Annotated in this window: 24 protein-coding genes; 10 read left to right on the top strand and 14 right to left on the bottom strand. The window is 46.6% G+C overall.

From position 1 onward, the window contains the following. The first annotated feature begins 84 nt into the window (after positions 1 to 84). The 8 genes from J2736_RS03535 to mtnB all read left to right on the top strand — a co-directional run bounded on the left by J2736_RS03535 (position 85) and on the right by mtnB (position 9312). Positions 85 to 1287, top strand: coding sequence for a pyridoxal phosphate-dependent aminotransferase (locus J2736_RS03535; RefSeq protein WP_310223585.1), 1203 nt, complete (start codon positions 85 to 87; stop codon positions 1285 to 1287). Between the two features lie 396 nt (positions 1288 to 1683). Further along, positions 1684 to 2784, top strand: coding sequence for a glutamate 5-kinase (gene proB / locus J2736_RS03530; protein WP_310223584.1), 1101 nt, complete (start codon positions 1684 to 1686; stop codon positions 2782 to 2784). Positions 2785 to 2832: 48 nt separating this feature from the next. Next, on the top strand, positions 2833 to 4536 hold the full coding sequence (locus tag J2736_RS03525) for a proline--tRNA ligase (RefSeq protein ID WP_310223582.1): 1704 nt from the start codon (positions 2833 to 2835) through the stop codon (positions 4534 to 4536). An 11-nt stretch (positions 4537 to 4547) separates the two neighbouring features. Then, positions 4548 to 5795, top strand: coding sequence for a glutamate-5-semialdehyde dehydrogenase (locus J2736_RS03520; protein WP_310223580.1), 1248 nt, complete (start codon positions 4548 to 4550; stop codon positions 5793 to 5795). 27 nt (positions 5796 to 5822) lie between these two features. Further along, positions 5823 to 6692: a pyrroline-5-carboxylate reductase gene (proC, locus tag J2736_RS03515; RefSeq protein WP_310223579.1), complete on the top strand. Its 870-nt coding sequence runs from the start codon at positions 5823 to 5825 to the stop codon at positions 6690 to 6692. 60 nt (positions 6693 to 6752) lie between these two features. Then, the gene (locus J2736_RS03510; protein ID WP_310223577.1) at positions 6753 to 8021 is read left to right on the top strand and encodes a 2,3-diketo-5-methylthiopentyl-1-phosphate enolase; all 1269 of its coding nucleotides are present in this window, start codon (positions 6753 to 6755) and stop codon (positions 8019 to 8021) included. After that, a complete protein-coding gene (locus J2736_RS03505) occupies positions 8018 to 8680 on the top strand; it encodes a 2-hydroxy-3-keto-5-methylthiopentenyl-1-phosphate phosphatase (RefSeq protein WP_310223575.1) in 663 nt (220 codons plus the stop codon). The genes J2736_RS03510 and J2736_RS03505 overlap by 4 nt, the downstream gene beginning before the upstream one ends. Further along, entirely contained in the window at positions 8677 to 9312 is a 636-nt protein-coding gene (gene mtnB / locus J2736_RS03500) for a methylthioribulose 1-phosphate dehydratase (RefSeq protein WP_310223573.1), read from the top strand. Before J2736_RS03505 ends, mtnB begins: the two co-directional genes overlap by 4 nt. Positions 9313 to 9681: 369 nt before the next feature. Here mtnB and J2736_RS03495 read toward each other — a convergent pair whose 3' ends face one another. From J2736_RS03495 to J2736_RS03460, 8 genes are all read right to left on the bottom strand, one after another. Beyond that, the gene (locus tag J2736_RS03495; protein WP_310223571.1) at positions 9682 to 10359 is read right to left on the bottom strand and encodes a DnaD domain-containing protein; all 678 of its coding nucleotides are present in this window, start codon (positions 10357 to 10359) and stop codon (positions 9682 to 9684) included. Between the two features lie 38 nt (positions 10360 to 10397). Beyond that, complete coding sequence (gene asnS / locus J2736_RS03490) at positions 10398 to 11687, bottom strand: asparagine--tRNA ligase (RefSeq protein ID WP_310223568.1); 1290 nt, start codon at positions 11685 to 11687, stop codon at positions 10398 to 10400. Positions 11688 to 11768: 81 nt separating this feature from the next. Beyond that, entirely contained in the window at positions 11769 to 12977 is a 1209-nt protein-coding gene (locus J2736_RS03485) for an acetate kinase (protein WP_310223566.1), read from the bottom strand. Next, the gene (locus J2736_RS03480; protein WP_310223564.1) at positions 12974 to 13846 is read right to left on the bottom strand and encodes a 3-hydroxyacyl-CoA dehydrogenase family protein; all 873 of its coding nucleotides are present in this window, start codon (positions 13844 to 13846) and stop codon (positions 12974 to 12976) included. Before J2736_RS03480 ends, J2736_RS03485 begins: the two co-directional genes overlap by 4 nt. Positions 13847 to 13967: 121 nt before the next feature. Further along, positions 13968 to 15473 carry an AAA family ATPase gene (locus J2736_RS03475; protein WP_310223562.1) on the bottom strand — a complete coding sequence of 502 codons (1506 nt, stop codon included), beginning with the start codon at positions 15471 to 15473 and terminating at the stop codon, positions 13968 to 13970. Further along, on the bottom strand, positions 15466 to 16002 hold the full coding sequence (locus J2736_RS03470) for a hypothetical protein (RefSeq protein ID WP_310223561.1): 537 nt from the start codon (positions 16000 to 16002) through the stop codon (positions 15466 to 15468). The genes J2736_RS03475 and J2736_RS03470 overlap by 8 nt, the downstream gene beginning before the upstream one ends. A 125-nt stretch (positions 16003 to 16127) precedes the next feature. Beyond that, positions 16128 to 16616, bottom strand: a complete 489-nt coding sequence (locus J2736_RS03465; RefSeq protein ID WP_310223559.1) for a cell wall elongation regulator TseB-like domain-containing protein — start codon at positions 16614 to 16616, stop codon at positions 16128 to 16130. Positions 16617 to 16658: 42 nt separating this feature from the next. Beyond that, entirely contained in the window at positions 16659 to 17954 is a 1296-nt protein-coding gene (locus J2736_RS03460) for an amidohydrolase (RefSeq protein WP_310223558.1), read from the bottom strand. A 258-nt stretch (positions 17955 to 18212) separates the two neighbouring features. On the opposite strand from J2736_RS03460, the gene J2736_RS03455 reads away from it, so the two are divergent. Next, positions 18213 to 18839: a DUF47 domain-containing protein gene (locus J2736_RS03455; protein WP_310223556.1), complete on the top strand. Its 627-nt coding sequence runs from the start codon at positions 18213 to 18215 to the stop codon at positions 18837 to 18839. A 59-nt stretch (positions 18840 to 18898) separates the two neighbouring features. Then, entirely contained in the window at positions 18899 to 19900 is a 1002-nt protein-coding gene (locus J2736_RS03450; RefSeq protein ID WP_310223554.1) for an inorganic phosphate transporter, read from the top strand. Between the two features lie 52 nt (positions 19901 to 19952). Here the strand turns inward: J2736_RS03450 and J2736_RS03445 are convergent, their stop codons facing one another. The 6 genes from J2736_RS03445 to panB form a co-directional block, all read right to left on the bottom strand. Next, positions 19953 to 20573 carry a redox-sensing transcriptional repressor Rex gene (locus J2736_RS03445; protein ID WP_310223552.1) on the bottom strand — a complete coding sequence of 207 codons (621 nt, stop codon included), beginning with the start codon at positions 20571 to 20573 and terminating at the stop codon, positions 19953 to 19955. Positions 20574 to 20576: 3 nt separating this feature from the next. Further along, positions 20577 to 23435, bottom strand: coding sequence for an ATP-dependent DNA helicase DinG (dinG, locus tag J2736_RS03440; RefSeq protein WP_310223550.1), 2859 nt, complete (start codon positions 23433 to 23435; stop codon positions 20577 to 20579). 98 nt (positions 23436 to 23533) lie between these two features. Next, complete coding sequence (locus J2736_RS03435) at positions 23534 to 24130, bottom strand: tetratricopeptide repeat protein (protein ID WP_310223548.1); 597 nt, start codon at positions 24128 to 24130, stop codon at positions 23534 to 23536. 88 nt (positions 24131 to 24218) lie between these two features. Next, positions 24219 to 24602, bottom strand: coding sequence for an aspartate 1-decarboxylase (gene panD, locus J2736_RS03430; RefSeq protein WP_310223547.1), 384 nt, complete (start codon positions 24600 to 24602; stop codon positions 24219 to 24221). Between the two features lie 5 nt (positions 24603 to 24607). After that, the gene (panC, locus tag J2736_RS03425) at positions 24608 to 25477 is read right to left on the bottom strand and encodes a pantoate--beta-alanine ligase (RefSeq protein WP_310225184.1); all 870 of its coding nucleotides are present in this window, start codon (positions 25475 to 25477) and stop codon (positions 24608 to 24610) included. Between the two features lie 24 nt (positions 25478 to 25501). Beyond that, positions 25502 to 26362: a 3-methyl-2-oxobutanoate hydroxymethyltransferase gene (gene panB, locus J2736_RS03420; RefSeq protein ID WP_310223545.1), complete on the bottom strand. Its 861-nt coding sequence runs from the start codon at positions 26360 to 26362 to the stop codon at positions 25502 to 25504. Positions 26363 to 26434: the final 72 nt, after the last annotated feature.

Below are 26434 nucleotides of genomic sequence, written 5' to 3'. Positions count from 1 at the left end.
CTTCATCGACTATGAAAAAAAGTTTAATCATGTTACATTTAGGGTATAATCTAAAATCCCGACCTCCGGAGTGTGAATTAAACCGTGACCAACGTATCTTCAACAACTTCTCGCTTTGCCATACAACCTGCTGAAAGAATGAAGGGGCTCCCTACCCAATTCTTTGCAACGCTCGTAGGTAAAGCGAATGCACAAATTGCCGCCGGGCATGACGTCATTAATCTGGGCCAAGGGAATCCTGATCGCCCTACGCCTCCGCATATTGTGACATCCATACAAGAAGCATCGGCTAATCCTTTGTATCACAAATATCCACCATTCAGTGGCTTCCCTTTCTTGAAGCAAGCGATCGCGCAGCGCTATAAGGAAGATCATAACGTTGATCTGGATCCAGATACGGAAGTTGCCATCCTATTTGGCGGTAAAACTGGACTCATTGAAATCGCGCAGTGCTTATTAAATCCCGGCGATGTCTGCTTAGTCCCTGATCCAGGCTACCCTGATTATTGGTCTGGGGTCGCTCTGGCTGGTGCTGAAATGGCCTTCATGCCGCTGCGGGAAGAAAATAATTTTCTACCTGATTACACGCAGTTGAAACAATCTGACTTGGATCGCGCCAAGCTCATGTTCATTAATTATCCAAACAACCCGACGGGTGCTACCGCTCCCGCTTCCTTTTATGAAGAAACGGTTGCCTTTGCAGAGAAAAATGGTGTCGTAGTAGCAAGTGATTTCGCCTATGGAGCCATTGGATTTGATGGTCAAAAGCCGATTTCATTCTTACAAACCCCTGGTGCCAAAGAAGTAGGCATTGAGTTCTACACGTTATCCAAAACCTACAATATGGCTGGTTGGCGTGTCGGTTTTGCCCTCGGTAACAAAGAAGTTATCCGCCTGATTAACTTGATGCAAGATCACTACTATTGCTCGTTATTCGGAGGTATTCAAGTCGCGGCAGCTACCGCATTAACAGCTTCACAAGACTGTGTAACTGAGTTACGTGATGTGTACGAGAGCCGTCGAAATGCCCTCTACACTGCGCTTGCCAGCATTGGCTGGAATGCCCGTCCTTCCCAAGGCTCCTTCTTCTCGTGGTTGCCAGTGCCGAAAGGTCATTCCTCCCAGAGTCTAGCTGATCTCCTCTTAGAGGAAGCGAAGGTTGTCGTGGCACCAGGTGTGGGCTTCGGTACACACGGTGAAGGCTATGTCCGACTCGGGCTTCTATCCTCTGAAGAACGCTTAGAAGAAGCCGTACAGCGAATTGGGAAATTGAATCTTTTTGCGTAATCCATTTGGGCATGCCCAATGTAAGATATGAGCAGTAATCTAGGCTTTTGCTTCTTTACAAAGACTTGCGTACCATGCTATTCTAGTTAGAATTATAATTACAAACAGCAACGTGATGATGGGAATAGTAAGAATCGTACAGCACGTAACCAGAGAGTAAGCTCCACCGACTGAGAGAGCTTGCCGTGAACCGAATCTGAACCTGCCCCTGAACCGTCAACGATGAGTTGAACAGTGCCCTACTGTTATACAGGGAATAGAGTTGAGTGCAGCTGGACATCAGTATGCGCTAATCTAAGGTGGTACCGCGGAAGCAACAGACTTTCGTCCTTATGTTTTAAGGACGGGAGTCTTTTTTGTATTTACATAGCTACGAAAACGAAGGATGGGATGAATATGACTCAGCGAATCGTCGTCAAAATTGGCAGCTCCTCATTAACGTCAGATACGGGCGGCCTGAATCCGGATAAAATACGTTTCTTTGCGTCTGAGCTCGCGCACTTGCAAAGCAGCGGCAGCCAAGTGCTGCTCGTGACCTCAGGCGCCGTTGCCGCAGGCTTCACGTCCCTTGGCTATCGCACACGCCCCAAGGTATTGCACGAGAAGCAGGCTGCCGCAGCTGTCGGCCAAGCACTGTTAATGCAGGCGTACCATGAAGCATTTGCATCCCACGGCGTGAGCGTGGCGCAAATCTTGCTGACTCGGTACGACTTCTCCAACCGCAAGCGCGTCCAGAACGCGATGATGACGATCGACGAGCTCCTGCAGCGCGGCGTCGTCCCGATTATTAACGAGAATGACACCGTCTCGGTGGATGAACTGAAATTTGGCGACAATGATACGTTGTCGGCATTGGTAGGCAATTTGGTCAAGGCGAACAAATTGATCATCATTACCGATATGGACGGCCTGTACACGGACGATCCTCGCAAGAACGCGAACGCGCAGCGCATCGAGCGCGTAGACGCCATCAGCGATGAGCTGTTCAGCTTCGCTGGAGGCTCTGGGAGCGCGGTCGGCACCGGCGGCATGCGCTCCAAGGTCGAAGCCGCCCGCATCGCGATGCGCGGGGGCGTGCCTGTCTTCATCGGGCGCGTGCTGGAGCCCGATGATCTGAACCTTGCCGTGCAAGGCACGGGCAAGGGAACGTACTTTGACACGGCGCTGAACAATCTGCCGGTCAAGAAACAGTGGGTCGGCTTCCACTCGCTGCCCCAAGGGCAAATCATCGTTGATCAGGGGGCGAAGTCAGCCCTGATCAACGGTGGGAAGAGCTTGCTCCCCGCTGGCATCACGTCAGCGGTTGGCGACTTTCACCCCGGCGACGTCGTCGAGGTGATCTGCAGTGAAGGCGCGCTGCTCGGCCGCGGCGTCGTCAATTATGCGGCTTGGCAAGTGCAAGCCGCGGCAGGCCTTTCGACTGACGAGGTTCAGAAGCGCGTCGAAGTATCTCGCATCGAAGTCATTCATCGCGATGAATGGGTACCTTTGACCTAAGCTTGTAATTACTTAATTCGATTATAGAGAGCGAGGTTCTCCCTACACATGAGACAACAACGATTACTTAATCCAACTTTACGAGATGTACCGGGAGATGCCGAGGCAGCCAGTCACCAACTTATGCTTCGAGCAGGACTCATTCGCCAGTTATCCAGTGGCATTTATTCCTACTTACCCTTGGGCCTTAAAGCCCTTCAACATATTCAAACGATTGTACGTGAAGAAATGGATCGTGCAGGCGCACAAGAGATGCTCATGCCTGCTCTCCATCCTGCCGAATTATGGAAAGCATCCGGTCGTTGGGACGTTTACGGTCCTGAATTAATGCGGTTGGAAGACCGGAATGGTCGCGAGTTCGCGCTAGGCGCAACCCATGAGGAAGTCATCACGACACTCGTTAAAGATGAGATCCATTCGTACAAGAAATTACCCGTGACGCTTTATCAAATTCAAACGAAATATCGGGATGAGCGCAGACCTCGTTTCGGCCTGCTGCGTGGTCGTGAGTTCCTAATGAAGGATGCCTACTCCTTCGACCGCTCAACAAGTGGTCTCGATGCGAGTTATCAAGCGATGTTTGACGCCTACGTCAACATTTTTACACGCTGCGGTCTACAGTTTCGAGCGGTAGAAGCTGATTCTGGCGCAATTGGCGGTACGGATACACATGAATTCATGGCATTGGCGGATGTCGGTGAGGATACGATTGTCCATTGTCCATCCTGTCAGTACGCAGCGAATTTGGAGAAAGCCACTGGAAGCATTACTAATACAAGGAATTCCCATACGGACTTGGCAACTACACAACCCGTTAAAGTGCATACACCAGGTGTAACTTCGATCAAGCAATTAAGCCAATTCCTCCACATTGAACCACAGCACATCATTAAATCGGTCGCCATCCAAGCAAACAGTACACCTGTCATTGTGCTTGTCAGAGGTGACCTCGATATCAATGAAATTAAGCTGAAACAGGTTCTTGGCGTTGAAGACATCGTTATGCTCTCCGAGGCCGAAATTGCAGGGCTTGGTTCAATTGCAGGTTTTATCGGTCCGATTGGTTTATCCACCGTCAGATTACTTGCAGACACCTCAATTCAAGGTTTACAGAATGCGGTTGTCGGTGCCAATGAAGTTGATTATCATCTTCAACACGTGGATGTCGAACGCGATCTAGGTGAGTTAAACTATGTTGACGTTCGCAACGTCGGTCAAGGCGAAAACTGTATCCATTGCGGACATGAACTTTCTTTTGCTAAAGGGATTGAAGTTGGTCACGTATTTAAGCTTGGCACGAAATATAGTGAATCTCTCGGCGCTTCCTTCACGGATGAGAATGGACTGTCCGAGCCCATGATTATGGGCTGCTACGGAATTGGCGTATCACGCGTATTGGCTGCAGTCATTGAGCAGCATCAAGATGAGCGAGGCATTATATGGCCAAACGCAATCGCACCTTACGCCATCCATCTTTTAACCGTTCAGTTGAAAGATGAAGCTCAATTGAAATTATCTGAAGAGCTCTACCAGACCCTAACTCGCGCAGGTTTCTCTGTCCTTTGGGATGATCGTGAAGAACGCCCAGGCGTAAAATTCAATGATGCCGATTTACTCGGCTTCCCACTACGCATAACGGTCGGTAAAAAAGCCGGCGAACACGTTGTTGAATGTAAAGAGCGCCGTAGTGGTGCATCTTATGAGCTTACTGTCGAACAATTGTTACCGCACTGCCAATCCTTATTGAACTAGGAGGTTCTCCCATGAGTGAAGTTATTTCGAAATCCAAGCTTGCCAAACATGCTGCCCAAGCGATGGGCAATTTAACGACCGAACAGAAGAATGAAGCTCTGCTTCTTATGGCCGATGCCTTAGTAACAGAACAGCAAGCAATTATTGAAGCCAATGCGAAGGACTTGCTGCGTGGCAAAGAGTTGGGAACGAGCGCTTCCCTCCTTGACCGTCTAGCGTTGAACGAAACGCGCATCGCAGCGATGGCGGAAGGTCTTCGACAAATCGCCGAGTTGCCGGATCCGATTGGCGATACGCTGGAGTCTTTTGACCGCCCGAATGGCCTGCGGATTCGCAAAATCCGAGTGCCCCTAGGCGTCATCGGCATTATTTATGAAGCTAGACCGAATGTTACAGTGGATGCCGCAGGGTTATGTCTCAAAACGGGCAACGCGGTCGTGCTGCGTGGTGGATCTTCTGCCCTCTTTTCGAATGAGAAAATTGTAGAGGTGCTGCATGCAGCATTGGAACGTTCTGCCCTGCCTGCTGACGCTTTGCAATTAATTCTAAGCGCCGATCGCAGCTCTGTGGATGAAATGCTGAAACTCAATGGACTCATTGATGTGCTGATTCCGCGTGGCGGGCACTCACTTATTCAAAATGTTGTCAATAACGCATCCGTCCCAGTCATTGAAACAGGTGCAGGGGTATGTCATACTTTTATAGATCAAAGTGCTCAGCTCGATATGGCTGTACGGATCGGCATTAATGCCAAAGCGCAGCGTCCTTCTGTTTGCAATAGTATGGAAACTTTGCTTGTCCATGAAGCGATTGCTGAGCAACACTTAGCAGCGATTGCCGAAGCGTTTCAAGGCGTCAATGTGGAGCTGCGTGGTGACGAGCAAGCAAGAAACCTAGTGCCAAGCATGCTGGTTGCTGAACAAGCTGATTGGGGAACAGAATACGGCGATTATATTTTGTCGATCAAAATTGTAAGGGATCTGGACGAGGCGCTGTCCCACATTCGTACGTATGGCACGATGCACTCGGAGTGTATCGTAACGGAAGATGCTGCCAATGCAGAGAAATTCCTGCAAGAAGTAGATGCTGCTGCTGTCTATCATAATGCTTCGACGCGCTTTACAGATGGCTTTGAGTTTGGATTCGGAGCCGAGATCGGCATCTCCACACAGAAGCTTCATGCACGTGGTCCCATGGGACTGCCTGCGCTAACTTCAACCAAATACCGCATCTACGGAAGCGGACAAATACGTGAATAAACCGTATATCCTAAGGAGGAATGCCCGATGTCCACGATGTTATCTCAAGCGAAAATTGCCTTTGTAGGCGCAGGTTCTATGGCAGAAGCCATTGCCCGCGGCCTTATTCAGACGGAAGTAGCCAATCCGAAACATGTTTATATGATGAATCGTTCCAACCAAGACAGATTAGCTTATCTTCGCTCGGAGTACGGGCTAGAGGCTACTTCAGATCCAGAAACAAAAAATGTCTTCATTCGTGAGGCAGACGTCGTTGTCCTTTGCATGAAGCCAAAGGATGTCGAGACCGCTTTTGCTGAGCTTGCTCCCCTTTTGAATGAGGGACAGCTGTTGATTTCGGTCATTGCTGGACTATCCATCGAGAAGATCGAGAAGCTTTTACAAACCAACATGCCAATCGTTCGTACAATGCCTAACACCTCTTCAACCATCGGATTAGGCGCAACAGGAATGAGCTTCTCCGCTAAGGTTAATGATACATTCAAGCAGTTCGCTATCCAAATGTTTGAAGCTGTTGGAACCGTCACGATTGTGGACGAAGATAAGTTAGAAATTCTGACAGGCGTTTCCGGAAGCGGCCCTGCCTATGTCTATTACTTCATGGAAGCCATGATTAAAGCTGGAATTGATGGCGGTCTATCCGAAGAAGATGCGCGGCAATTGACACTTCAAACGTTTCTTGGCGCTGCCCATATGGTGCAGCATACGAAAGAAGATCCTGCGGAGTTACGCCGCAAAGTGACGTCTCCTAATGGCGCTACGCAAAAATCAATTGAAGCCTTGGACCGTTTCCAATTTAACGAAGCTGTAACGCAAGCTGTGTTTGCTTCCGCTGCACGTGCGAAGGAAATGGGCGAGCAGATTGCTACTACCAGTCCTGTAGGCAAATCGCTCTAAGCGACATTTACATGTAACAAGTTCGTTTGAATTCTAATTTAAAGCAGGTGAAAATTCGTCATGAGTTCCTATTGTTTAGCAACCTATCGGAGTTTCGATGAGAAAGCCGATTTTCATAAAAAAGCTACAGGTATCGCCATTGGCCTTACCGTTGGCAGCTGGACGGAATTGCCTGAGGCACAGAAGGCTTCCATGGAGAAGCATTTAGGCAAGGTCGTCTCCGTTGAAGTTTACGAGCCAGGGGCTGGCGAGCCCCTTTCGGGACGATATGCGGATATCACGATCGCTTACCCTGATGTGAACTTTAGCCGAGATATTCCCGCGCTATTAGTGACTGTATTCGGAAAGCTGTCTATGGATGGCAAAATCAAGCTGATCGATCTTGCATTCTCATCCGATTTCCTCGCGGGATTCCCAGGTCCGAAATTTGGGATGCAAGGTGTTCGATATCTGCTTGGCGTGCATGACCGTCCGCTGCTTATGAGTATTTTCAAATCCGTTGTAGGGTACGAATTACCGGCTCTTCGCGAACAGTTTTACTTGCAAGCCGCCGGGGGCGTTGATCTGATTAAGGACGACGAGATCCTATTTGAAAATCCGTTAACACCGATGGAAAAACGTATCGCCATCTGTCTAGAAGCAGCTGAGCAAGCTACACGAGAAACCGGTCAGAAGCTTCTATATGCCGTTAATTTGACAGGACCTACTTCCAAACTTGCTGCCCAAGCCAAGAAAGCTATTGCCGCTGGCGCCAATGCTTTGCTTTTCAATGTATTAGCTTACGGCTTTGATGTGCTGCATGAGTTAAGTGCGGATCCGGACATTAACATTCCAATTATGGCCCATCCTGCGATGGCAGGCGCGACCTATCCGTCACCACATTACGGCATCTCAGCTTCTGTGCTTCTAGGTAAATTGATGCGCTTGGCTGGTGCTGATTTGGTGCTCTTCCCTTCGCCTTACGGCTCTGTTGTCATGCCGCGGGAAGAAAATTTGGCGATTAAACATGTACTCTTAACGAAGGATTTACATAAAGATTACACGTATCAAGTGTCGAATGAAGTAGAATTGAAATTAGCGACTAGCTTCCCGGTACCGTCCGCAGGTATTCATCCTGGCTTAGTTCCGCTTATCCTGCGGGATTTTGGAGGGGATGTCATTGTGAATGCAGGTGGCGGGATCCACGGTCATCCGATGGGAACGATCGCAGGTGGACGAGCTTTCCGTCAAGCTATCGACGCAACACTGCAAGGCACATCTTTACGCGACTACGCCCAAACACATCCAGAGCTACAATCAGCTATCGACACATGGGGGATTAGAGAATGAGCAAGGAACGCATTATCTTTTGTGACTTTGACGGTACGATAACCGTTAGCGATAACATCGTCGCGATTATGAAGCATTTCAATCCTGAAGGCTGGGAAGGAATTGTCGAACAAATCGTGACGCAGCAAATCTCCATTCGCGAAGGCGTTGGGGCGATGTTCCATCTGCTTCCTACCTCGCGTAAAGCGGAGATTGTGGACTTTGCGATTAACAATGCTATCATCCGCGATGGTTTTGAAGAATTCGTCACGTACTGTAAGGAGCAAGGGATCACGCTTCTGGTCACGAGCGGAGGCATCGATTTCTTTATTTACCCGCTGCTTCGTCCATTTGCGATTCCGGATAATCATATTTATAGCAATGCTAGCTCTTTCGAAGGAGAAACGATCGAGATTCTATGGCCGAATCCGTGCGATGCTCACTGCCAAACCGATTGTGGGATGTGCAAAACAAGCATCATTCGCTCCTACGATGCTGAGAAATACGAGCGTATTATTATCGGAGACAGCATCACTGATTTTGAGGGTGCTAAGCTTGTGGATACGATTTTTGCCAGATCCTATCTCATTGAACGTTGTGAGCAACTCGGTTATGCTTACCACCCCTTCGAAACGTTCTTCGATATCATTAAGCAATTGGAGGCTGAACCGGTCAAATGAGTATTTTACTAGAAGAAAAACAGCGTGCCTTCGCTGAATTACGTGACATTAAAGCAGATCTCGCGGCGCGTGGATGGTTTCCAGGTACGAGCGGCAACTTATCTGTGCGTGTTGGCGGTTTCGAGCCTGACGCTTTCACTTTCGCGATTACATCCAGCGGTAGAGATAAATCCGTTCAAACCCCGGAGGATTTCCTCCTCGTTAATGAAAAGGGCTTGCCGTCCGAAGCAACAAGCTTGAAGCCATCTGCAGAAACGTTGATCCATAGCGAAATTTATCGCTTAACGGGCGCTGGCGCGATTTTCCATGTGCACACGATTTTCAACAACTTAGCTTCCGAGCTTTATGGTGAGCGTGGCAGCATCCCAGTGGATGGTGTTGAGCTTATCAAAGCGTTCAATATTTGGGAAGAAGAAGCGCAAATTGAGATACCAATCCTGCCCAACTACGCGGACATTCCACGCATTGCTGAACTTGTCGAAGGTGCGATCGTACCTCGCATTCCCGGTATCGTGCTGCGTAAGCACGGTATTTACGCTTGGGGCGCGAATGCTTTTGAAGCGAAACGTCACCTAGAGGCGTTCGAGTTCTTATTCGAATATGTGTATCGTTTGCATGTAATGAACAAGTAGTTGAACGATAAACAAGTGTGAACACGAATAAACACCTGGCTGCCAAGTACGATAAGTACTGGTGGCTGGGTGTTTTTTGTAATCCACAATTCCTGCAAATATGCATCTTTTCCCGCTCTTATCATGCTAATATAAGAAATTGATGCGAAAATACATGTATTTCGAGCTAAAGAGCTATCACTTAGTAAAATCTCAAATTTTTCCTGCATATTTGCATCAATTTCTACAAAACTCCGATTTTCAGCTCAAAAGCCTGCACTATTGCATCAATTCCCCAAATACCACGCGCTCCCACAACATGTGCTGATGCATAAGAGAGACAATGAAATGACAAAGGGAGCACCACCTAAGTGGCACCCCCCTCACCTTTTATCTAGTTTGCCTGAAGCGCTGCGAATATTCCTTGGCTTGATCCACCGTCGAAACGCGATTGCGACTCCAATCCAGTAAAATCCGATCAATATAGCGGAAATGAACTTTCCCCGCAAATACCGCTTCTTTCAAAGCCGTCATAATTAGCTCTTCTTTGTAATGATCTTTATCTAACCAATTGGAGATCGTTTCCAGCTCCATTGGCGTTAACGGTCTTGCGAATTCATTCTCGATCGTCGTATAAATGTTCTTCACACGATCATCCGAAAGAGCAGGCGCCTGTGTCGCTAACTCTTGGAGCTGCAGTTCAGCCACATGTTTGGCTAGTTTTTTATACAATGGTGTTAGATTGTACTGCTCGCTTCGAAAACCTGTCGTCTCATGCGTTTCCTCATCGATGGCAATAAATTGCTCTCGAATCAGCTTCTGCACACTCGCAATAACGACATCAGGTGAAGCTGACATCCGCTCCTGAATTTCATCTAAAGTCGGGAAGTTGTTCCTATCCTTTTCAACAAAAGAAATGAAATGAATGAGTGTCATGACATCCACTTCACTCAAAAGCAAAGCGCGATAATGCTTGAGCAATAGACTCGGTACCGCGACGCTCCCCTCCATAAAGCTATTCATTAGGATCGCTTCGACCTTCATCTGTGTATTCGTTTGAGTACTCATACGTCTTTCCCCTTTCTCCCCATGGACATTGCCACTACTTAAGGGTATAGACGGTATAACAAACGTGGGAACGGAATCGTTTCACGCACATGATCCAAGCCACAAATCCAAGCAACTGTGCGCTCTAATCCCAAGCCGAAGCCGGAATGCGGCACAGTTCCATATTTGCGCAAATCCAAGTACCATTGGTACGCTTCTTGCGATAGCTCATGCTCCTTGAAGCGCTGCTCCATCAATTCAGGGTCATCAATCCGTTGACTGCCCCCGATGATTTCTCCATAGCCCTCTGGTGCGATCATATCGGCACATAGCACGACTTCTGGACGACTAGGATCTGGCTTCATGTAGAAAGCCTTAATTTCCGTAGGCCAATGTGTGATAAATACCGGCGTTTCATATTGCGCGGCAATCGCGGTCTCATGCGGAGCTCCAAAATCTTCGCCCCATGCGAATTCATGCCCATTCTTTTGCAAATAGTCAACAGCCTCATCGTACGTAATACGTGGGAAACTGCCTTTGATCTTCTCTAGCTTCGATGTATCCCGCTCCAATGTCTCAAGCTCTGCCTGACAGTTTTGTAGCACAGTCTGCACGATATGGGAAACGAATTGCTCTTGCACTTCAAGGTTTTCGGTGTGATCCACGAACGCCATTTCGGGCTCAATCATCCAAAACTCAATCAGATGTCGACGCGTCTTCGATTTCTCTGCTCGGAATGTTGGACCAAAAGAGTATACGCGTCCTAACGCCATCGCAGCTGCTTCCATGTAGAGCTGTCCGCTTTGTGTAAGGAAAGCATCTTCATCAAAATATTTCGTGTGGAACAAGTTGGTCGTGCCTTCGCAAGAGGATGGCGTCAAAATCGGCGGATCCACCAAATGAAAGCCGCGGTCATTGAAGAACCCTTGAACCGCTTTGATAATTTCGGCACGGATCACAAGTACGGCACGTTGACGCGGGCTCCGAATCCACAGATGACGATTGTCCATTAGGAAATCTACGCCATGCTCCTTCGGTGTAATCGGATACTCCTCGGTTACTTGAATGATCTCAACACCAGTTACATCTAGCTCGAAACCACCTTTACTGCGGGTGTCTTCTTTCACTTTGCCCGTTATGTATAAGGAGCTCTCTTGGGTTAACTTAGAAGCCGCTTCCCATGCCTCTTCACTCACTTCACTTTTCACAACAACACCTTGTATATATCCCGAACCGTCGCGAAGCTGCAAAAATTGAATTTTACCGCTGGAACGCTTCTTGTTTAGCCAACAGCCGATGGTGACTGACTCGCCGACGTGATGTTTAACTTCACCTATTGTACTTTTCATTTAAATATCCTGCCTCCTTAGAACTGAAGATCACTGAAGATCTACTCTATTGTACACTATTTGACGATTCCCACGAAAGAATCACGGGGTCTGCGATTTCACCAGACGATATGTATCCTGAGCGATTACCCATTCCTCATTGGTTGGGATTACTAGGACCTCAACACGTGAATCAAGCTTCGTAATTCGCTTCTCAATGCCTCTTCCTTGCCCATTCGCTTCCTCGTCAAAATTAACGCCAAGGAAGCTCAGTCCCTCGCAGACCGCTTTGCGCAGCGGCGCAGAATTCTCGCCTACGCCGGCAGTGAAGACAATCGCATCGACGCCATTCATCGCTGCGGCATAAGCCCCGATGTATTTGCGCAGTCGATACGCATACATCTCAAAAGCCATGGTAGCGTTCTTATCGCCCGCTTCCATCGCTTCCACGATCTCCCGCATATCGCTGGAGATCCCCGAGATCGCCTGCAGTCCGCTATGCTTATTGAGCATGGAGCTGACCTCGCCGATCGTCAAATCCTCCTTGCCCATCACGAAGGGCACGATGGCCGGATCCAGATCGCCGCTGCGCGTGCCCATCATCAGACCCTCGAGCGGGGTCATCCCCATGCTCGTGTCAACCGACTGGCCGCCCCATACAGCGGCGCAGGAAGCGCCATTACCTATGTGACAGGTAATGAGCTTCAACTGCTCCAGCGGGCGTCCTAGAAAGGCTGCGGCACGCTCGCTGACGTACTTGTGCGACGTGCCATGGAAACCGTAACGGCGCACCTTGTGCTTCCGGTAGAGTGCCATCGGCACCGGATACAGATAGGCTTTCGCCGGCATGGACTGATGGAAGGCGGTGTCGAAGACGACGGCCTGCGGCACGCCAGGCATGTTCACTTCCACCGCCGTGATGCCCAGCATATGCGCCGGGTTATGCAGCGGCGCCAAATCGAAAAGACGCCGAATCTCTTTCTTCACCTCGTCCGTGACGAGGACAGAGTTCTTGAACGATTCGCCGCCGTGGACGACACGGTGGCCAACGGCATCGATCTGCGAGATGGAGGTCAACACGCCATGCTCGGGGTGAACCAGCACATCCAGCACGCGGCGGATGGCGGTGGTGTGCTCTAGAATTTCATCTACTTTGTGAAATTCTGCCTTATTCGCTGGCTCGTGCATCAGGATCGCGGTATCCATACCAATGCGCTCAACTCTGCCTTTTGCGAGCACCTTCGCATTTTCCATATCATAAAGTTGATATTTCACGGATGAACTGCCAGCATTAATCACCAGAATGTTCATAGTCGGTCACCATCCTTGTCGTAACGGAAGAAACCTTCCCCTGTCTTGGTCCCCAGATGCCCAGCACGCACCATTTGCTTCAACAAATAGGATGGTCGATATTTGATATCGCCGTATTCTCGGAACATCCCTTCTAGCGCAGCCAGAACAGCGTCGAGTCCGAATCGGTCACACATTTCTAAGGGGCCGTGCTTAAACTCATAGCCTATGCGCATAGCCTGATCAATATCTTCCGCCGAAGCGACACCTTCGGATAAGGTGTGCAGCGCCTCGTTGATGAGCGTGCAGATCAAGCGGGTCGTAATATACCCCGGCGATTCATTGACCTTTATACTCTTTTTCGACAGTAAATCGTCAACAAAACGGCGAGTGTGTTCATATGTTTCGTCTGATGTTTTCATAGCCCGAACGATTTCAACCAGATTTACTTTGGCTACCGGATGCAAGAAGTGCAGACCAATAACCCGCTCTGGATGCGTCGTTATGGCAGCGATTTCCGTTACACTTAAAGTGGAAGTATTCGTTGCCAAAATAATGTGCGGCGAACATATTTGATTCAGCTGAAAAAAGATATGTTTCTTAGCATTCAAATCTTCGGAAATCGTTTCAATAACAAGCTCACAACTTGCCATATCCTGAATCGATTCGGCTCTTTTTATTTTGGATAAAATCGATTTTTTCTCTGCTTCGGTCAATGCCCACCGCTCAATTTGCTTATCTAAACTAACCGTAATCAACTCGATTGCTCGGTCTAGTTTTTCAGTTGATTTCTCCGCAAGCATAACGTCAAGGCCACGGGCTGCCAGCATTTCAGCAATGCCTTGTCCCATCGTTCCTCCGCCAATTACACCAATTGTTTTAAACATCATAGCTCGTTTCTCCTTCTTCCTTGCAACTTGCTTATCGCTTATGGTTCACACACTTAGTATATGTATAAGTACGGCCCTAGGCAAAGACAAGAACCGCTGGCCTAATTGGCCAACGGTCATATTATGCACTTTGAGATACCGAGGCGTCAAATAAGGCGCGAAAAGTTTCCCCGGAAAGTACTTCTTCACTCATCAAAATAGCAAAAGCATGCTCGAAAATACCGCGTTGCTCCTCTAACATGTTCTTCGTTCTTCGCATTAATGCATCCAGAATGGCCGCATTTTCTTTCATAAGTTGTTCCTTCGTCACCATATCACGATCAATGATGCCTAAGCTGGTTAGTCCAGCGTCCATCATATTACGAACCATGGAAAGCGATTGTTCAAAATCATTTCGTGAACCCGTGCTGCGACCACCGTAAATCATTTCTTCAGCGGCAGCTCCACCAAGGGCAATCATAATTTGATCTTCGATATAATCCTTCGTATACAAATAATGATCCTGCGGAGGATTATGACGAACGTAGCCTAATGCTTTTCCCCGTGGGCTTACAGTAACCTGTGAAACTGAACCTGGTCTAACTAGCTCTGCAATAATAGCATGGCCTAATTCATGATACGCCACACGTTCTTTCTCTTCATTCGCCGTTTCTTTATCTGTCCGTTCACCCATCATCACTTTATCGATCGCTGAAGCCAAATGTGTCTGCTCAATCGCTGGCTTGTCTTCTCGCATGGCATAAATAGCCGCTTCATTCAACACGCCTTCTAGCTGTGCACCTGAGAAACCAAACGTTTGTTCCGCCGTTGTATCCAACGTAACACCTTCTGCCAAGGGCTTATTTTTGGCATGGATATGAAGAATTGCTAAGCGGCCCTTTTTATCTGGGAGATCTACCTCAATATGACGGTCGAAACGCCCTGGACGCAGCAAAGCGCTATCGAGCATTTCCTTTCTGTTGGTAGCAGCAATAATTAAGATGCGCGGCGCATCATTTGTGTGAATGCCATCCATCTCGGTCAACAATTGATTCAAGGTTTGGTCATACTCACGCTGTTGACCCCCATCACGCTTACCGCCAATTACATCAATTTCATCAATAAAAATTATGGCATTATCCTTGCCCTCTTTTAGCGCTCGCGCTCTGGCATCATTAAATAAATCTCTCACCCGGCTTGCACCAACACCCACATACATCTCCACAAATTCACTGCCTGAAGCAGCCATATAGACGGAATTCGTATAATGCGCTGCAGCCTTCGCCATTAAAGTTTTCCCTGTACCTGGAGGCCCAGTCAGAAGTAGACCTTTCAGCGGACGAATGCCTAACTTCTTAATTTCCTCATGCTTAATTAAAAAATCGAGAGCTTCCATCAATTCTTTTTTCGCTCGATCTTGTCCACCAATCTCATCAAATGTCAAAAAAGACGGAGTCCTATTCTTACTTTTACGATCTCCGCCGCCTGCAGCAGCACCGATACCACCGCGAGTTTTCATCATATAGAATAAAGAAACACCAAGCGCACTAACGAAAATAATGGGTAGCACATTCACACCTTGAAAAGCTAAAAATACAAGTAGAACGGGTATAAAACCAATACTTATCTCTTTATATATTTTACTCATTCGGCCACACTCCGATCTGGGAGACTCTTGGCAGCATGATAAATTTTGTCGCATCACCATCTGTTAAACGGATATATACGTTGTGTTCGTCCATCTCACTATCTACTTTCATCGTAGGCACACCATCAGCATATTTCTGTAAAGTTGCTGGAATATCCGCATAATGTTTGGTTTCCATCGCTTGCGCTACTTCAAATAAAGCTTTGGACCACCATTGATCCAGCTTCTCCGAAGACTGATTGTTAATCGTTATATTCACAGAACGCTTCGCAATGCTCGAGGCGCCATCTTTTTTAATTAATTCTACAACTTGGCGTAAATTTGCATCAGGCTTGAGTGTCAACTCAATATCCACTTGATTAGAAGTCAGCTTCATCGTGGAATCCGTCACTCCTGGCGCATGATTAATAATGTTGGCTAGAGGATTCTCCACTGCAAAGCTTGTATAAGCGAACCAGCCACCGAAAAGTACACCTGCTGAAATAATCACGCTACAAATCACAGGTAAAACGCGCAGCTTCATCTTCATGGATTGGCGTCCACCTTTCTGTAATGAATTATTTTGTCCCCAAAAAGCTATACGATGAGTATATCACTTTATATATACGAAATACCTTATGCAAACAGTGGAAACTACAAAAAAACTCAACCTTCTTATTGAAGGCTGAGTCGATAGGTATCCAAAAACGTTCCATCTTTGAAGGCATAATAATCATAGAAATAACGTGTACCTCTATCATCCTTCGTCTTATAAAACACTTCCCATACATAATCATTTCCTAATCTTCCTGGCATAACACGTTCAATTTCACTACTCGGTGCTTTCGTCATGACAGCTGCGCGGGCTTGCTCCTCTGTGAAAGCTTCGTCCGTTATCTCCGTATGAACTTCTTGATCTGACACCCAAGCAATTAATCGCTGTCCTAGCTTATTTTCACCGTATACAATTTGATAGGCGGCATCACCATAGAAAAAATCAACTTTGGAGGCTTTTGTCATCATACTTCCCTCGTAAGCTTTCTCTACAGCAACACGTTTCTCATCCCAGTGTTCATTCTGTATATTGAGGTAGAATCGGCCAAGCACAACACCTAGCGTTAGTACGATAAAAATGCCAAGTGTAATCGTCCGCTTCGCATTCATGAACGCCGCGCACCTCCCCACATGCCCTTACTCCGCATTCATTTAACCAATGAGTTTATCGAAGCTAAGTTCAAATTCACGTTTAATTTTCTCTTCATCAAGCGTTAAGCACTCACCTTTACGTACGATCCAATTCCCATCTACACACACATCTACAACGTCTTTCGCACAAGCCGAGTACACAATGTGAGAAACGAAGTCTGTCTTCGGTAAGAAATGAGGTTGATCAATATCTAATGCGATGAAATCTGCTTTCATGCCCGGTTCAAGCAGTCCAACATTATCTAACCAGATGGATTCTGCTCCCATACGCGTTCCCAACAGTAAAGCTTCTTTCGCAGGTACTGCCAAAGGGTCTCCGGATACACCTTTGTGAATAAGCGCAGCTAAACGCATTTCTTCAAACATATCCAAATTGTTGTTGGAAGCTGCACCATCCGTACCTAACGAAACCTTGACTCCAGCACGCAGCAAGTCAGGAACACGGGCTACGCCACTCGCAAGTTTCAAATTGCTTCCTGGATTGTGGGACACACGTACATCATATTTACTAAGAATCGCGATTTCTTCATCATTTAAATGAACGCCATGCGCTACCAAAGTTGGCCGTGTAAACACACCTAGCTTTTCCAAATGAGCAACTGGACGTGCCCCATACTGCTCTACATTGCCATCAACTTCACGTCTTGTCTCTGACATGTGTGTATGGATAGGCAAATTAAGATCATGGGCAACTTGTACAATGCGCTCGATATAATCAGGAGGACATGTATATGGTGCATGTGGTGACATCATCGTTGTAATTCTGCCATTTGCTTTGCCGTGCCAATTTGTCGCAAACTCCGTTGCTTCTTTGAGCTTAGCTGTTTGAACATCAGGTGGGCAAAGACCGATAACACCGCGAGTTAATACGCCGCGCATACCGGAATCTTCTACAGCAAGCGCTACTTCATTCATATGGTCATACATGTCGACAAATGTTGTCGTGCCGCCCTTGATCATTTCCAGGATCGACAATCGTGTTCCCCATTTCACGTCCTGCGAAGTGAATTTCCCTTCCATTGGCCACATTTTTTCCTCTAACCATACTTGTAGGGCTAAGTCATCCCCATACCCGCGGAGCAGTGACATAGCAGCATGTCCATGTGTATTGACAAGTCCAGGCATATACAATTTATTTGTCCCATCTATCACTTCGTCATAATTTTCTAATGGTTCTGGGATTTCTGCTCCCAAGTATGTAATTTGACTGCCTTCGATGACCATGCAGCCCTTGATGGATGTTTTGTCTTCCTTATTAGTAATAAAAATACCATTTGAAATTAATGTTTTTTTCATAGTAAAAAACCCTCTCTATGCTCATTCTATAAACAGCTACTGCTCCATAAACTTTACATCTTCAGGCTTGTAAAATCAAGGAAGCTGAGCACGATTTCAAAGATGTTGAGAAATTGTAAATTGTCACGGAATTTTCGTTGCTTTAGCACTATTGAGTATGATACTTTAAACCTTGTGAGTTTTTTCTACAATTTGGTCTTTTTCGATTAACAAATTCGTTTAAAAACTTGTACATATAGTAAAATTTAGGAGGATTCTATGACAACATTATTCACCAGAAAGAATGAAGTCGATTTCTTGCAACTTCTCATTCGTGCTGCAGAGAACGCTCTAGAAACAGCTCAACTGTTTCGCACAGCGATGATGGGTGAAAAACCCCCAATTGAATATGTCAAAGCGATTCATGATCTGGAACATGCAGGTGACTCGATTACCCACGACATCTTCAGAGGTCTGAACAAAGTATTTATCACCCCAATTGATCGGGAAGATATTATGGTTCTTGCTTCTAAAGTAGACGATGTTACAGACGGCATTGAAGCAACAATTGCTCGTTTCGACTATTTAAATGTTTCTCATACGGATTCTTATATGAAAGATTTCTCAGGCGTAATCGTTGACTCTTGTCAGCATATGTTAGATGCCTTCAAGCTACTGGCTAAGAAAAAATATATGCAAATTCCGGAACATACCGTGGCTATAAATAAGCTCGAAAATGATGGAGATCGTTTGATGCGCGAAGGCATTCGCCAAATTTTCATCACACGCAAAGATGTGTACGAAGATTTTAAACTCAAAGAAATTTATGAGCGCCTTGAAGAAACAACTGATGCTTGTGAGGATGTCGCTAACATTCTAGATAGTGTAGTACTTCGTTATTCTTAAGACGAAATGTCTTAGTGTACGAGGAAAGTTTTCCAATTGGAAAACGCTAGGAGGAATTCATGTTAACTTATTTGATCATTATCGTTGCATTAGCACTGCTATTCGATTTCATCAACGGTTTTCACGATACAGCTAATGCGATCGCAACTTCGATATCTACGCGAGCACTAAGCCCGCGGGTAGCTATTTTCATGGCAGCTTCACTTAATTTTGTAGGCGCCATGGTATCTTCCGAAGTAGCCAAAACAGTTGGGGGTAGTATTGCGAATCCAGCCAAAATCGAAAATGGTGTTGAAGTTGTAATTGCCGCTTTACTTGCCGCCATCATTTGGAACCTGCTCACCTGGTATCTGTCAATTCCGTCTTCTTCCTCCCATACACTGCTTGGTTCCTTAGCTGGAGCAGTTATAGCGGGCGCTGGCTTTAATGGCGTGAATTGGAGTGGGTTCACTCAAATTATTATTATTCTGATTCTGTCACCGATTATTGCCTTCATATTGGGCTATCTCATCATGGTGTTGATCAAATATATCGTAATTTGGACAGGCAACACGTCCCGATCTAAGCTAAATCGTGGATTTCGTACGTTACAAATCCTGTCGGCCGGCTTGCTTTCCTACTCACATGGTGGAAATGATGCACAAAAGGCGATGGGGATTATCGTATTTGGTCTCGTTGCGGCTGGCGTTCAAGATGATTTGAACGTACCGCTCTGGGTAAAAATTGCTGCAGCTCTCGCGATGGGTCTTGGTACATCGATTGGTGGATGGCGTATCATCAAAACCGTGTCTGGTAAAATTGTCAAAATTGAACCCATTAACGGTTTCGCGGCCGACTTAACGTCTTCCATTGTTATTCAAATCTCCACGTTCATCGGAAAACCGTTGTCAACGACACATGTTATTTCCTCCGCGATCATCGGAACAGGGAGTGTCATGCGGTTCCATGAAGTTCAATGGGGCACTGTAGGTCGCATGCTTATCACATGGATTATCACGATTCCAATCTCCATGGTGCTAGCCTACTCTTTGTACTTTGCGATTTTCCGTTTAATCATGTAATCAAACAAAAGGCACGACCCGCTGAAGTTGCGCGGGCCGTGCCTTTTTTCATTTAATCTAAGTAGTACGCCAGGCTCTGAAGTTCCGTCGTGAAGTCTGCATAATGTACGCGAACATCTGGCGGCACTTTTATAATGCAAGGTGCAAAATTCAGAATCGCTTCAATCCCACAGGCAACGAATTCATTGGCCACATTTTGCGCCTCATTTGCTGGCACGGTAATAATACCAATTCTCACACCAAGGTCAGACAAGACCGATTTCATTTGATCCATAGGCCGTACGACCAAGTTATTAATAACTTCACCTGTTTTAGAAGGCATGGCATCGAATACAGCGACAATTTTCATATCATTCCGTAAGTAGGTATTATAATTGCAAAGGGCTCTCCCCAAGTTGCCCGCTCCTACGAGTGCAACTTGGATATGTCGATCCAATTTCAGGATCTGCCTAATCTTCTCAATGAGATAATTGATATCATAACCGATTCCTTTTTTACCAAACTCACCGAAATAAGCAAGATCCTTACGGATTTGAGCCGGATTTAGATCCAGCTTCTGACCTAAATCCTGAGAAGACACAGTGGATACATTGTTCATATGCAATTCATTGAGATAACGCAAATAGATCGGTAAACGACGGACAACGGCTTCTGATATTTTTTGTGTTTTCACGTGTTAGGCTCCTCCCATCCACTGCTCGATCCTCGGTAACATTTGTTCACATGTCATGTGCTCGATCTTCGGACCAGGCAACGAGTAGAGGAAATGCTTGCCATAATACGTTTCAATAACACGTGTATCATAGATGATAACGATCCCTTTGTCAGACGCTCTCCGAACAAGACGACCAAAGCCCTGCTTAAACCGAATGACGGCCTGTGGTACAGAAAATTTCATGAAAGGATTTTCATTCCGCTTCTTTATATTTTCACACTTCGCTTCCACGAGTGGATGATTCGGCGGCTGAAACGGTAGACGGATGATCGCTAGACAACTAAGCGCATCGCCAGGGATATCCACTCCCTCCCAGAAGGAGCTTGTGCCTAGCAGCACGCACATTTTGTTGTCTTGGAACATGCGTGTCAGCTTACTCCGATTGCCGCTGTCCACACCCTGTCCAAGCACGGTAATGCCATGCGGGCTCAGCTTTTCTTTCATGCCTGCATGCACGAGCTTCAACATCCGATTCGACGTACACAGCACGAGCATACGCCCCTTCGTCACTTGCGCAACATCACTGAGTGAAGCGATCAGGGCATCAATGAATACGGGATCTCCTGCTCCCTTGATCGTGGGAAAATCACGCGGAATCACAACAAGCGCTTGTTCCCGATAATTAAATGGAGACGGCAATTGCACAGTTTTCAACTTGCCCGATTCTTCATCTTCTGGAATCGCGAGTCCTAATTGCTCTGCCGAGTATTGGAACGATTTATTGACCGAAAGTGTCGCAGAAGTCAAGATGATACTATCCTTCGTTTCAAAGAAATGCTGTTGCAGCAAGCTGCTTACATCAGTGGGAACAGAGTTAAGCTGAACCGATTTGGCTTTGGCGTAGGTACCCGCTTCAATCCAGTACACATAGCCTTCATCTGCCATCTTCATGAAGAAGTGCAGGGCATCACGATGCGCATACAATTCTTTCACAGTACCATTCAGATCGGTAACCAGCCCTTGAACCCCTAGACCATCCTGCGCTTCTTTCAATTCGTTCAACAATTTATCTAATGTTCGCAACAGATCATTGGCATTCAGATAAATATTATCCTCCATAATCAGCAGTTCACGCCAATTCGCAGGCAATGTTTCTGATTTCAAACGCAGTACATACTGCGAATTCTCTGATTGTGAAGGGTCGCTTCTGGAGGAGACCAATTCGTAAAGCGCTTCGCTTAATCGCTCCCAGTCCTCTTTAATTGAAATGATTTTGGGAAACAATCCATCAATCGTGTTGCTCCATGCTGCTGCGCGCTCCCCAGCCTCGTCCGATTTCTGTAATCGGAAGCGAAGCATAGGAAGCTGGCCACTTCGATTATCCTTGTACAACCACAGTAAGGAATGATAAAACGCTGAAGCATGCAGTTCGATACCTAAGTGCTTACTTGCCACTTCTTCAAAATGATGCGCCTCATCAATGACAAGGTGCTTGTAAGACGGTAGAAGGCGGTTCTCAGCCTTCATATCTGTAAAAAGGAGGGAATGGTTCGTGATGATCACATCGGCCGTGTTGGCATCATTACGCGCGCGGTGGTAGAAGCACTTCTTGTACCAAGGACACATGCGATTCAAACAGGAGTCCGTATCACTCGCAACCGAATACCAGAATTGAGCGCCTTTGTTCCCAAAATGCAGCTCCTCTTCGTCCCCATGCTCCGTTTCACTTAACCAAACCACCATTTGCGCAGCCGTAATTGGGTCTTCCCTGCCATTTTCATAATCCCGCGTGGTCAACTTTGTCTCAAATTTGCGCAGGCACAGATAATGACTTCTGCCCTTGAGCACAGCCGCTTTAAAGGGCACAGGAAAAATTTCTTTTAGCAAAGGAATATCCCGCTCCCGCAGCTGCTCCTGCAAATTAATCGTATGCGTGGATACGACTACTTTCTTCTCATATTTCAAGCCGTAATAGATCGATGGGATCAAGTATCCTAAAGATTTACCTGTCCCTGTTCCCGCTTCGATCATCAAATGCTGATCCGCTTCCAAAGACTTTTCTACTTCAAGAATCATTTGGTCCTGAGATTCACGATCTTCGTAGACCTCGAATCGTTGCTGCAAAGCGGATTTTAACCCCTGCTGAAACGCTTGAAAAGAGGCGCCTAGCGCTTCTGTCACTTCGTAATCTGTTCGCAGTTCCTCATCTTCGCCCCAATCCGTCACATTCAAAGTAAATTGACGGAAGTAGCGATTCGTGTCCATATCAACACTAATTACTGACTCTTTATATAAAAAAATTTCGTCCAAAAACCAGCCTAAATCGTTGTTACCGTTTTCGAAAATTTGGTTCAACCTTTGTACAGTTAACAGCGGTAATCCTAATAAACGATCCAAACATTGAATCCAAATCAAAGCCGTCACTTCTGCATCACTATCCGCTTGGTGCGGTCTCTCATGATCAATGCCAAACAAGGCAGCAACCATGCTGAGTTGCAGACTCGAAATCGATGGGAATAAAATGCGCAGCATATCCATCGTATCGAGCACACGTCCTGAGAAAGGAGGATATCCTGTTCTCGTTAATCCTCGTTGTAGGAAAGACAAATCAAAGGCTGCTTGATGCGCGACTAATACGCAATCAAACAGCAACGGGAACATGTCTGACATGACCCCATCGAGTGAAGGTGCGTCGGCAACCATCTCATTAGTAATCCCTGTTAAAGTTGTAATCGAAGAAGGTATACTAATCCCTGGATTTACCAGAGAAGTATACCTGTCTGTAATGTCAAATTGATCTATGATGACGAGTCCAACCTGTATAATTTCATCCCCAGGCTGACTTCCTGTCGTTTCAAAATCCAAAACTGCAAATTTCATAACGTCTGTCTTCAATCCCTTCGTCCTACACTTCTCCTAGCATACCAAATCTGATTAGGAAAAGGGAATACCTTGTTTTACCGTTTCGGGTTAGGACGTTAGGACTCATCTAGATTGATTAGTGGCTCCATAGAAGAGGGGTCGGTATGATAAGCTTTTTGAAAATACTCAAAAGCCTTCTCTAAGTTCTGATTCTGCACTTGGATACAACCCATGGCGTTGTAAGAAATAGCTTTCATCTTCGAATTTTCCGTCAATGGAAGCAGGAATTTGAAGTGCTGATACGCATCTCCAAACTCCCCTTTCCGCAAATGTCCCATCGCCAAATATACGCGTGCTAATAAGAAATCCGGTTGCCGCCTAATCAACACCTCGAATTCTTTGATCGCCTGGTCATACATGAACAACTTGTAGTACCCTTGCCCACGCATGAATTCCTCCGTTTGCTTGCCCGACACATCGAGCTCCATCAGCTCGTCATGTAAGGTTTTGGTACTGATGACTGGCTCCGCCCCATAGAACTTTCCCAGCTTCTCCTCAAAAAGCAGCCACGCCTCAATGAATTCATCACTCATCGTCTTCAACACTTGCAGTTGTTCGTCAAGCTCTGCTTTTTTCTCCACATCGCTGTTCGGATATTCCTTCTGGATTTCTTCCAAAACCTCATTCATTGTGGAAAATAAATGCTTAAACATTTGGCATCCCCACCTTTGCTTCGAAAGCTTACCCTCATTCTTTGTAAACGAGGCCGATTTCATGCATGCAAGTGGTTCTACCCCTATCTTAAAGAACAGTGGAATGCTCTTCTTCCTTCAGCAATTGAGCAACCGTGTTGTTCGCTCCCATAATAGCAATCGTTGGGTGGTGCTTCTTAGCTTCTTCATCACTCATCATGGCATAAGAAACGATAATTACCGTATCTCCTGTTTGAACCAGTCTTGCTGCTGCGCCATTTAAACAAATGACACCTGTGCCGCGCGGCCCCGGTATAATGTAAGTTTCAAGACGTGCACCATTGTTGTTGTTCACAATTTGCACTTTCTCATTGGGAAGCATATCCACTAAATCAATTAAATCCTCATCAATCGTGATACTGCCAATATAATTTAAATTCGCCTCTGTAACCGTGGCGCGGTGGATCTTAGCTTTCATCATTGTGCGAAACATAGACGTCACTTCCTGACTTGTAGAATAAGATTATCAATTAAACGTGTTTTCCCGAACTTTACAGCCAGCGCAATAATAAGAGTAGAAATAGAATGGCTATGTTCAAAAGGCTCTAAAGTTGGGTAGGACAGCACTTCAGCGTAGTCAATAACGGCTAATGGCGCCGTTTGTATATGTGCTCGGACAAGAGCTTCCACTTCTTGTGAGGTATAAGAATCAAGTGGCTGGCTTTCGATGAACGCCTTTGCTTTCTGCAGAGACTGCGACAATACCAGTGCTTGTTGACGCTCCTCCTGAGATAGATACACATTACGTGAACTCATCGCCAAGCCATCCTTTTCACGAAGGGTTGGGCATGGCACGATTTCTACCGGAATATTCAAATCCCGAACCATCTGCTCAATGACCGCAACTTGTTGGGCATCTTTTAGCCCAAAGAAAGCTTGATCAGGCTGAACCATATGAAACAGCTTACTTACAACCGTAGCCACACCATCAAAATGGCCTGGCCGTGATGCACCACATAGCCTAGTAGTAACTTCCGCTACACTGACATTCGTTCGTATCGGTGTAGGGTACATCTCCTCTACGGATGGCATGAATACAATGTCCACGCCAGCTGCCTCAGCTACGGCCAAGTCTTTCTCGGCATTGCGCGGATAACGTTCAAAGTCTTCGCCAGGACCAAACTGCAGCGGATTCACAAAAATGCTTAATACCACCAATCCACTTTGTGAACGTGCCTTGTTCAGCAAGCTAGCGTGTCCCTCATGTAGAAAACCCATCGTCGGCACGAACCCGACTGATTGATCGTTCTTCCTTCGATATGCCTTTATTCGAGCTCGCAAATCGGCAATTGTTTGAACAACTTCCATGGTATGGATCGCTTCCATCGCCAATCACTCCTTATCGCCGTATAAATATTGCACAACATCATTGTCCATATGAAATGTATTTTCTTGCGCAGGGAACGTCCGCGCCTTCACTTCTTTCACATATTCGCCAATACCCGTACGGATAGTTTCCCCCACATTTGCATAAGCTTTTACAAACTTTCTGGGAGCACTGTCAGAACCATACTGAAGCAAATCGTGGTACACCAGCACTTGCCCGTCGCAATGGACACCAGATCCAATTCCAATTGTAGGGATCGATAGCTGCTTCGTGATCCATGCTGCCAATTCATCAGTTACGAGTTCCAGAACAACTGCAAATGCGCCAGCCTCCTCGATCGCCTTAGCATCGCTCAGAAGCTTCTTTGCTTGGTCTGAGCTGCGACCTTGAACGCGGAAGCCACCCAATTGGTGAACGGACTGCGGCGTTAATCCCAAATGGCCAACCACAGGCACACCTGCTTCTGTAATCGCTTTGACAGTCGCGGCAATTTCTGCGCCGCCTTCCAATTTAACGGCCTTCGCGCCGCCTTCGCGCATTAAACGCCCGACACCTTGCAATGTAGCGTCCAAGCTGCCATGGTACGTTAAGAATGGCATATCCGCGACGACAAACGTATTCGCAGCGCCGCGCACAGCTGCACGCGTATGATAGACCATATCATCCAAAGTAACAGGCAACGTAGAATCATAGCCTAGCACGACATTCCCAAGCGAATCTCCTACTAAAATGACATCAATACCAGCTTCCTCTGATAAACGTGCGGAGGGATAATCATAAGCCGTCACCATCGTAATCGGTACGCCGTCCTGCTTCATTTTTCTCATCTTTGCTGTCGTTAGCGCCTTACGTTGTTCCACAGTCATCCCAGCTTCCTCATATAAAATAAAAAACCTTTTAGCTAAGAGCTAAAAGGAACGCATGCAGAAAGAATCAAT

Source organism: Paenibacillus qinlingensis (assembly GCF_031455095.1).
Lineage (GTDB): Bacteria > Bacillota > Bacilli > Paenibacillales > NBRC-103111 > Paenibacillus_E > Paenibacillus_E qinlingensis_A.
The sequence above is the reverse complement of the archived record's forward strand: the minus strand, read 5'-3'. Positions and strand labels throughout refer to the sequence as shown.

Excerpts from the sequence above, each read along its gene's own strand:
- J2736_RS03435 (WP_310223548.1), bottom strand. The coding sequence starts at position 24,130 with ATGTTTAAGCATTTATTTTCCACAATGAATGAGGTTTTGGAAGAAATC.
- panB (WP_310223545.1), bottom strand. The coding sequence starts at position 26,362 with ATGACTGTGGAACAACGTAAGGCGCTAACGACAGCAAAGATGAGAAAA.
- J2736_RS03465 (WP_310223559.1), bottom strand. The coding sequence starts at position 16,616 with ATGAATGCGAAGCGGACGATTACACTTGGCATTTTTATCGTACTAACG.
- J2736_RS03510 (WP_310223577.1), top strand. The coding sequence starts at position 6,753 with ATGAGTTCCTATTGTTTAGCAACCTATCGGAGTTTCGATGAGAAAGCC.
- J2736_RS03525 (WP_310223582.1), top strand. The coding sequence starts at position 2,833 with ATGAGACAACAACGATTACTTAATCCAACTTTACGAGATGTACCGGGA.
- panC (WP_310225184.1), bottom strand. The coding sequence starts at position 25,477 with ATGGAAGTTGTTCAAACAATTGCCGATTTGCGAGCTCGAATAAAGGCA.
- J2736_RS03505 (WP_310223575.1), top strand. The coding sequence starts at position 8,018 with ATGAGCAAGGAACGCATTATCTTTTGTGACTTTGACGGTACGATAACC.
- J2736_RS03520 (WP_310223580.1), top strand. The coding sequence starts at position 4,548 with ATGAGTGAAGTTATTTCGAAATCCAAGCTTGCCAAACATGCTGCCCAA.
- J2736_RS03485 (WP_310223566.1), bottom strand. The coding sequence starts at position 12,977 with ATGAACATTCTGGTGATTAATGCTGGCAGTTCATCCGTGAAATATCAA.
- J2736_RS03455 (WP_310223556.1), top strand. The coding sequence starts at position 18,213 with ATGACAACATTATTCACCAGAAAGAATGAAGTCGATTTCTTGCAACTT.
- mtnB (WP_310223573.1), top strand. The coding sequence starts at position 8,677 with ATGAGTATTTTACTAGAAGAAAAACAGCGTGCCTTCGCTGAATTACGT.
- asnS (WP_310223568.1), bottom strand. The coding sequence starts at position 11,687 with ATGAAAAGTACAATAGGTGAAGTTAAACATCACGTCGGCGAGTCAGTC.
- panD (WP_310223547.1), bottom strand. The coding sequence starts at position 24,602 with ATGTTTCGCACAATGATGAAAGCTAAGATCCACCGCGCCACGGTTACA.
- proC (WP_310223579.1), top strand. The coding sequence starts at position 5,823 with ATGTCCACGATGTTATCTCAAGCGAAAATTGCCTTTGTAGGCGCAGGT.
- J2736_RS03495 (WP_310223571.1), bottom strand. The coding sequence starts at position 10,359 with ATGAGTACTCAAACGAATACACAGATGAAGGTCGAAGCGATCCTAATG.
- J2736_RS03480 (WP_310223564.1), bottom strand. The coding sequence starts at position 13,846 with ATGATGTTTAAAACAATTGGTGTAATTGGCGGAGGAACGATGGGACAA.
- dinG (WP_310223550.1), bottom strand. The coding sequence starts at position 23,435 with ATGAAATTTGCAGTTTTGGATTTTGAAACGACAGGAAGTCAGCCTGGG.
- J2736_RS03460 (WP_310223558.1), bottom strand. The coding sequence starts at position 17,954 with ATGAAAAAAACATTAATTTCAAATGGTATTTTTATTACTAATAAGGAA.
- proB (WP_310223584.1), top strand. The coding sequence starts at position 1,684 with ATGACTCAGCGAATCGTCGTCAAAATTGGCAGCTCCTCATTAACGTCA.
- J2736_RS03475 (WP_310223562.1), bottom strand. The coding sequence starts at position 15,473 with ATGAGTAAAATATATAAAGAGATAAGTATTGGTTTTATACCCGTTCTA.
- J2736_RS03470 (WP_310223561.1), bottom strand. The coding sequence starts at position 16,002 with ATGAAGATGAAGCTGCGCGTTTTACCTGTGATTTGTAGCGTGATTATT.
- J2736_RS03450 (WP_310223554.1), top strand. The coding sequence starts at position 18,899 with ATGTTAACTTATTTGATCATTATCGTTGCATTAGCACTGCTATTCGAT.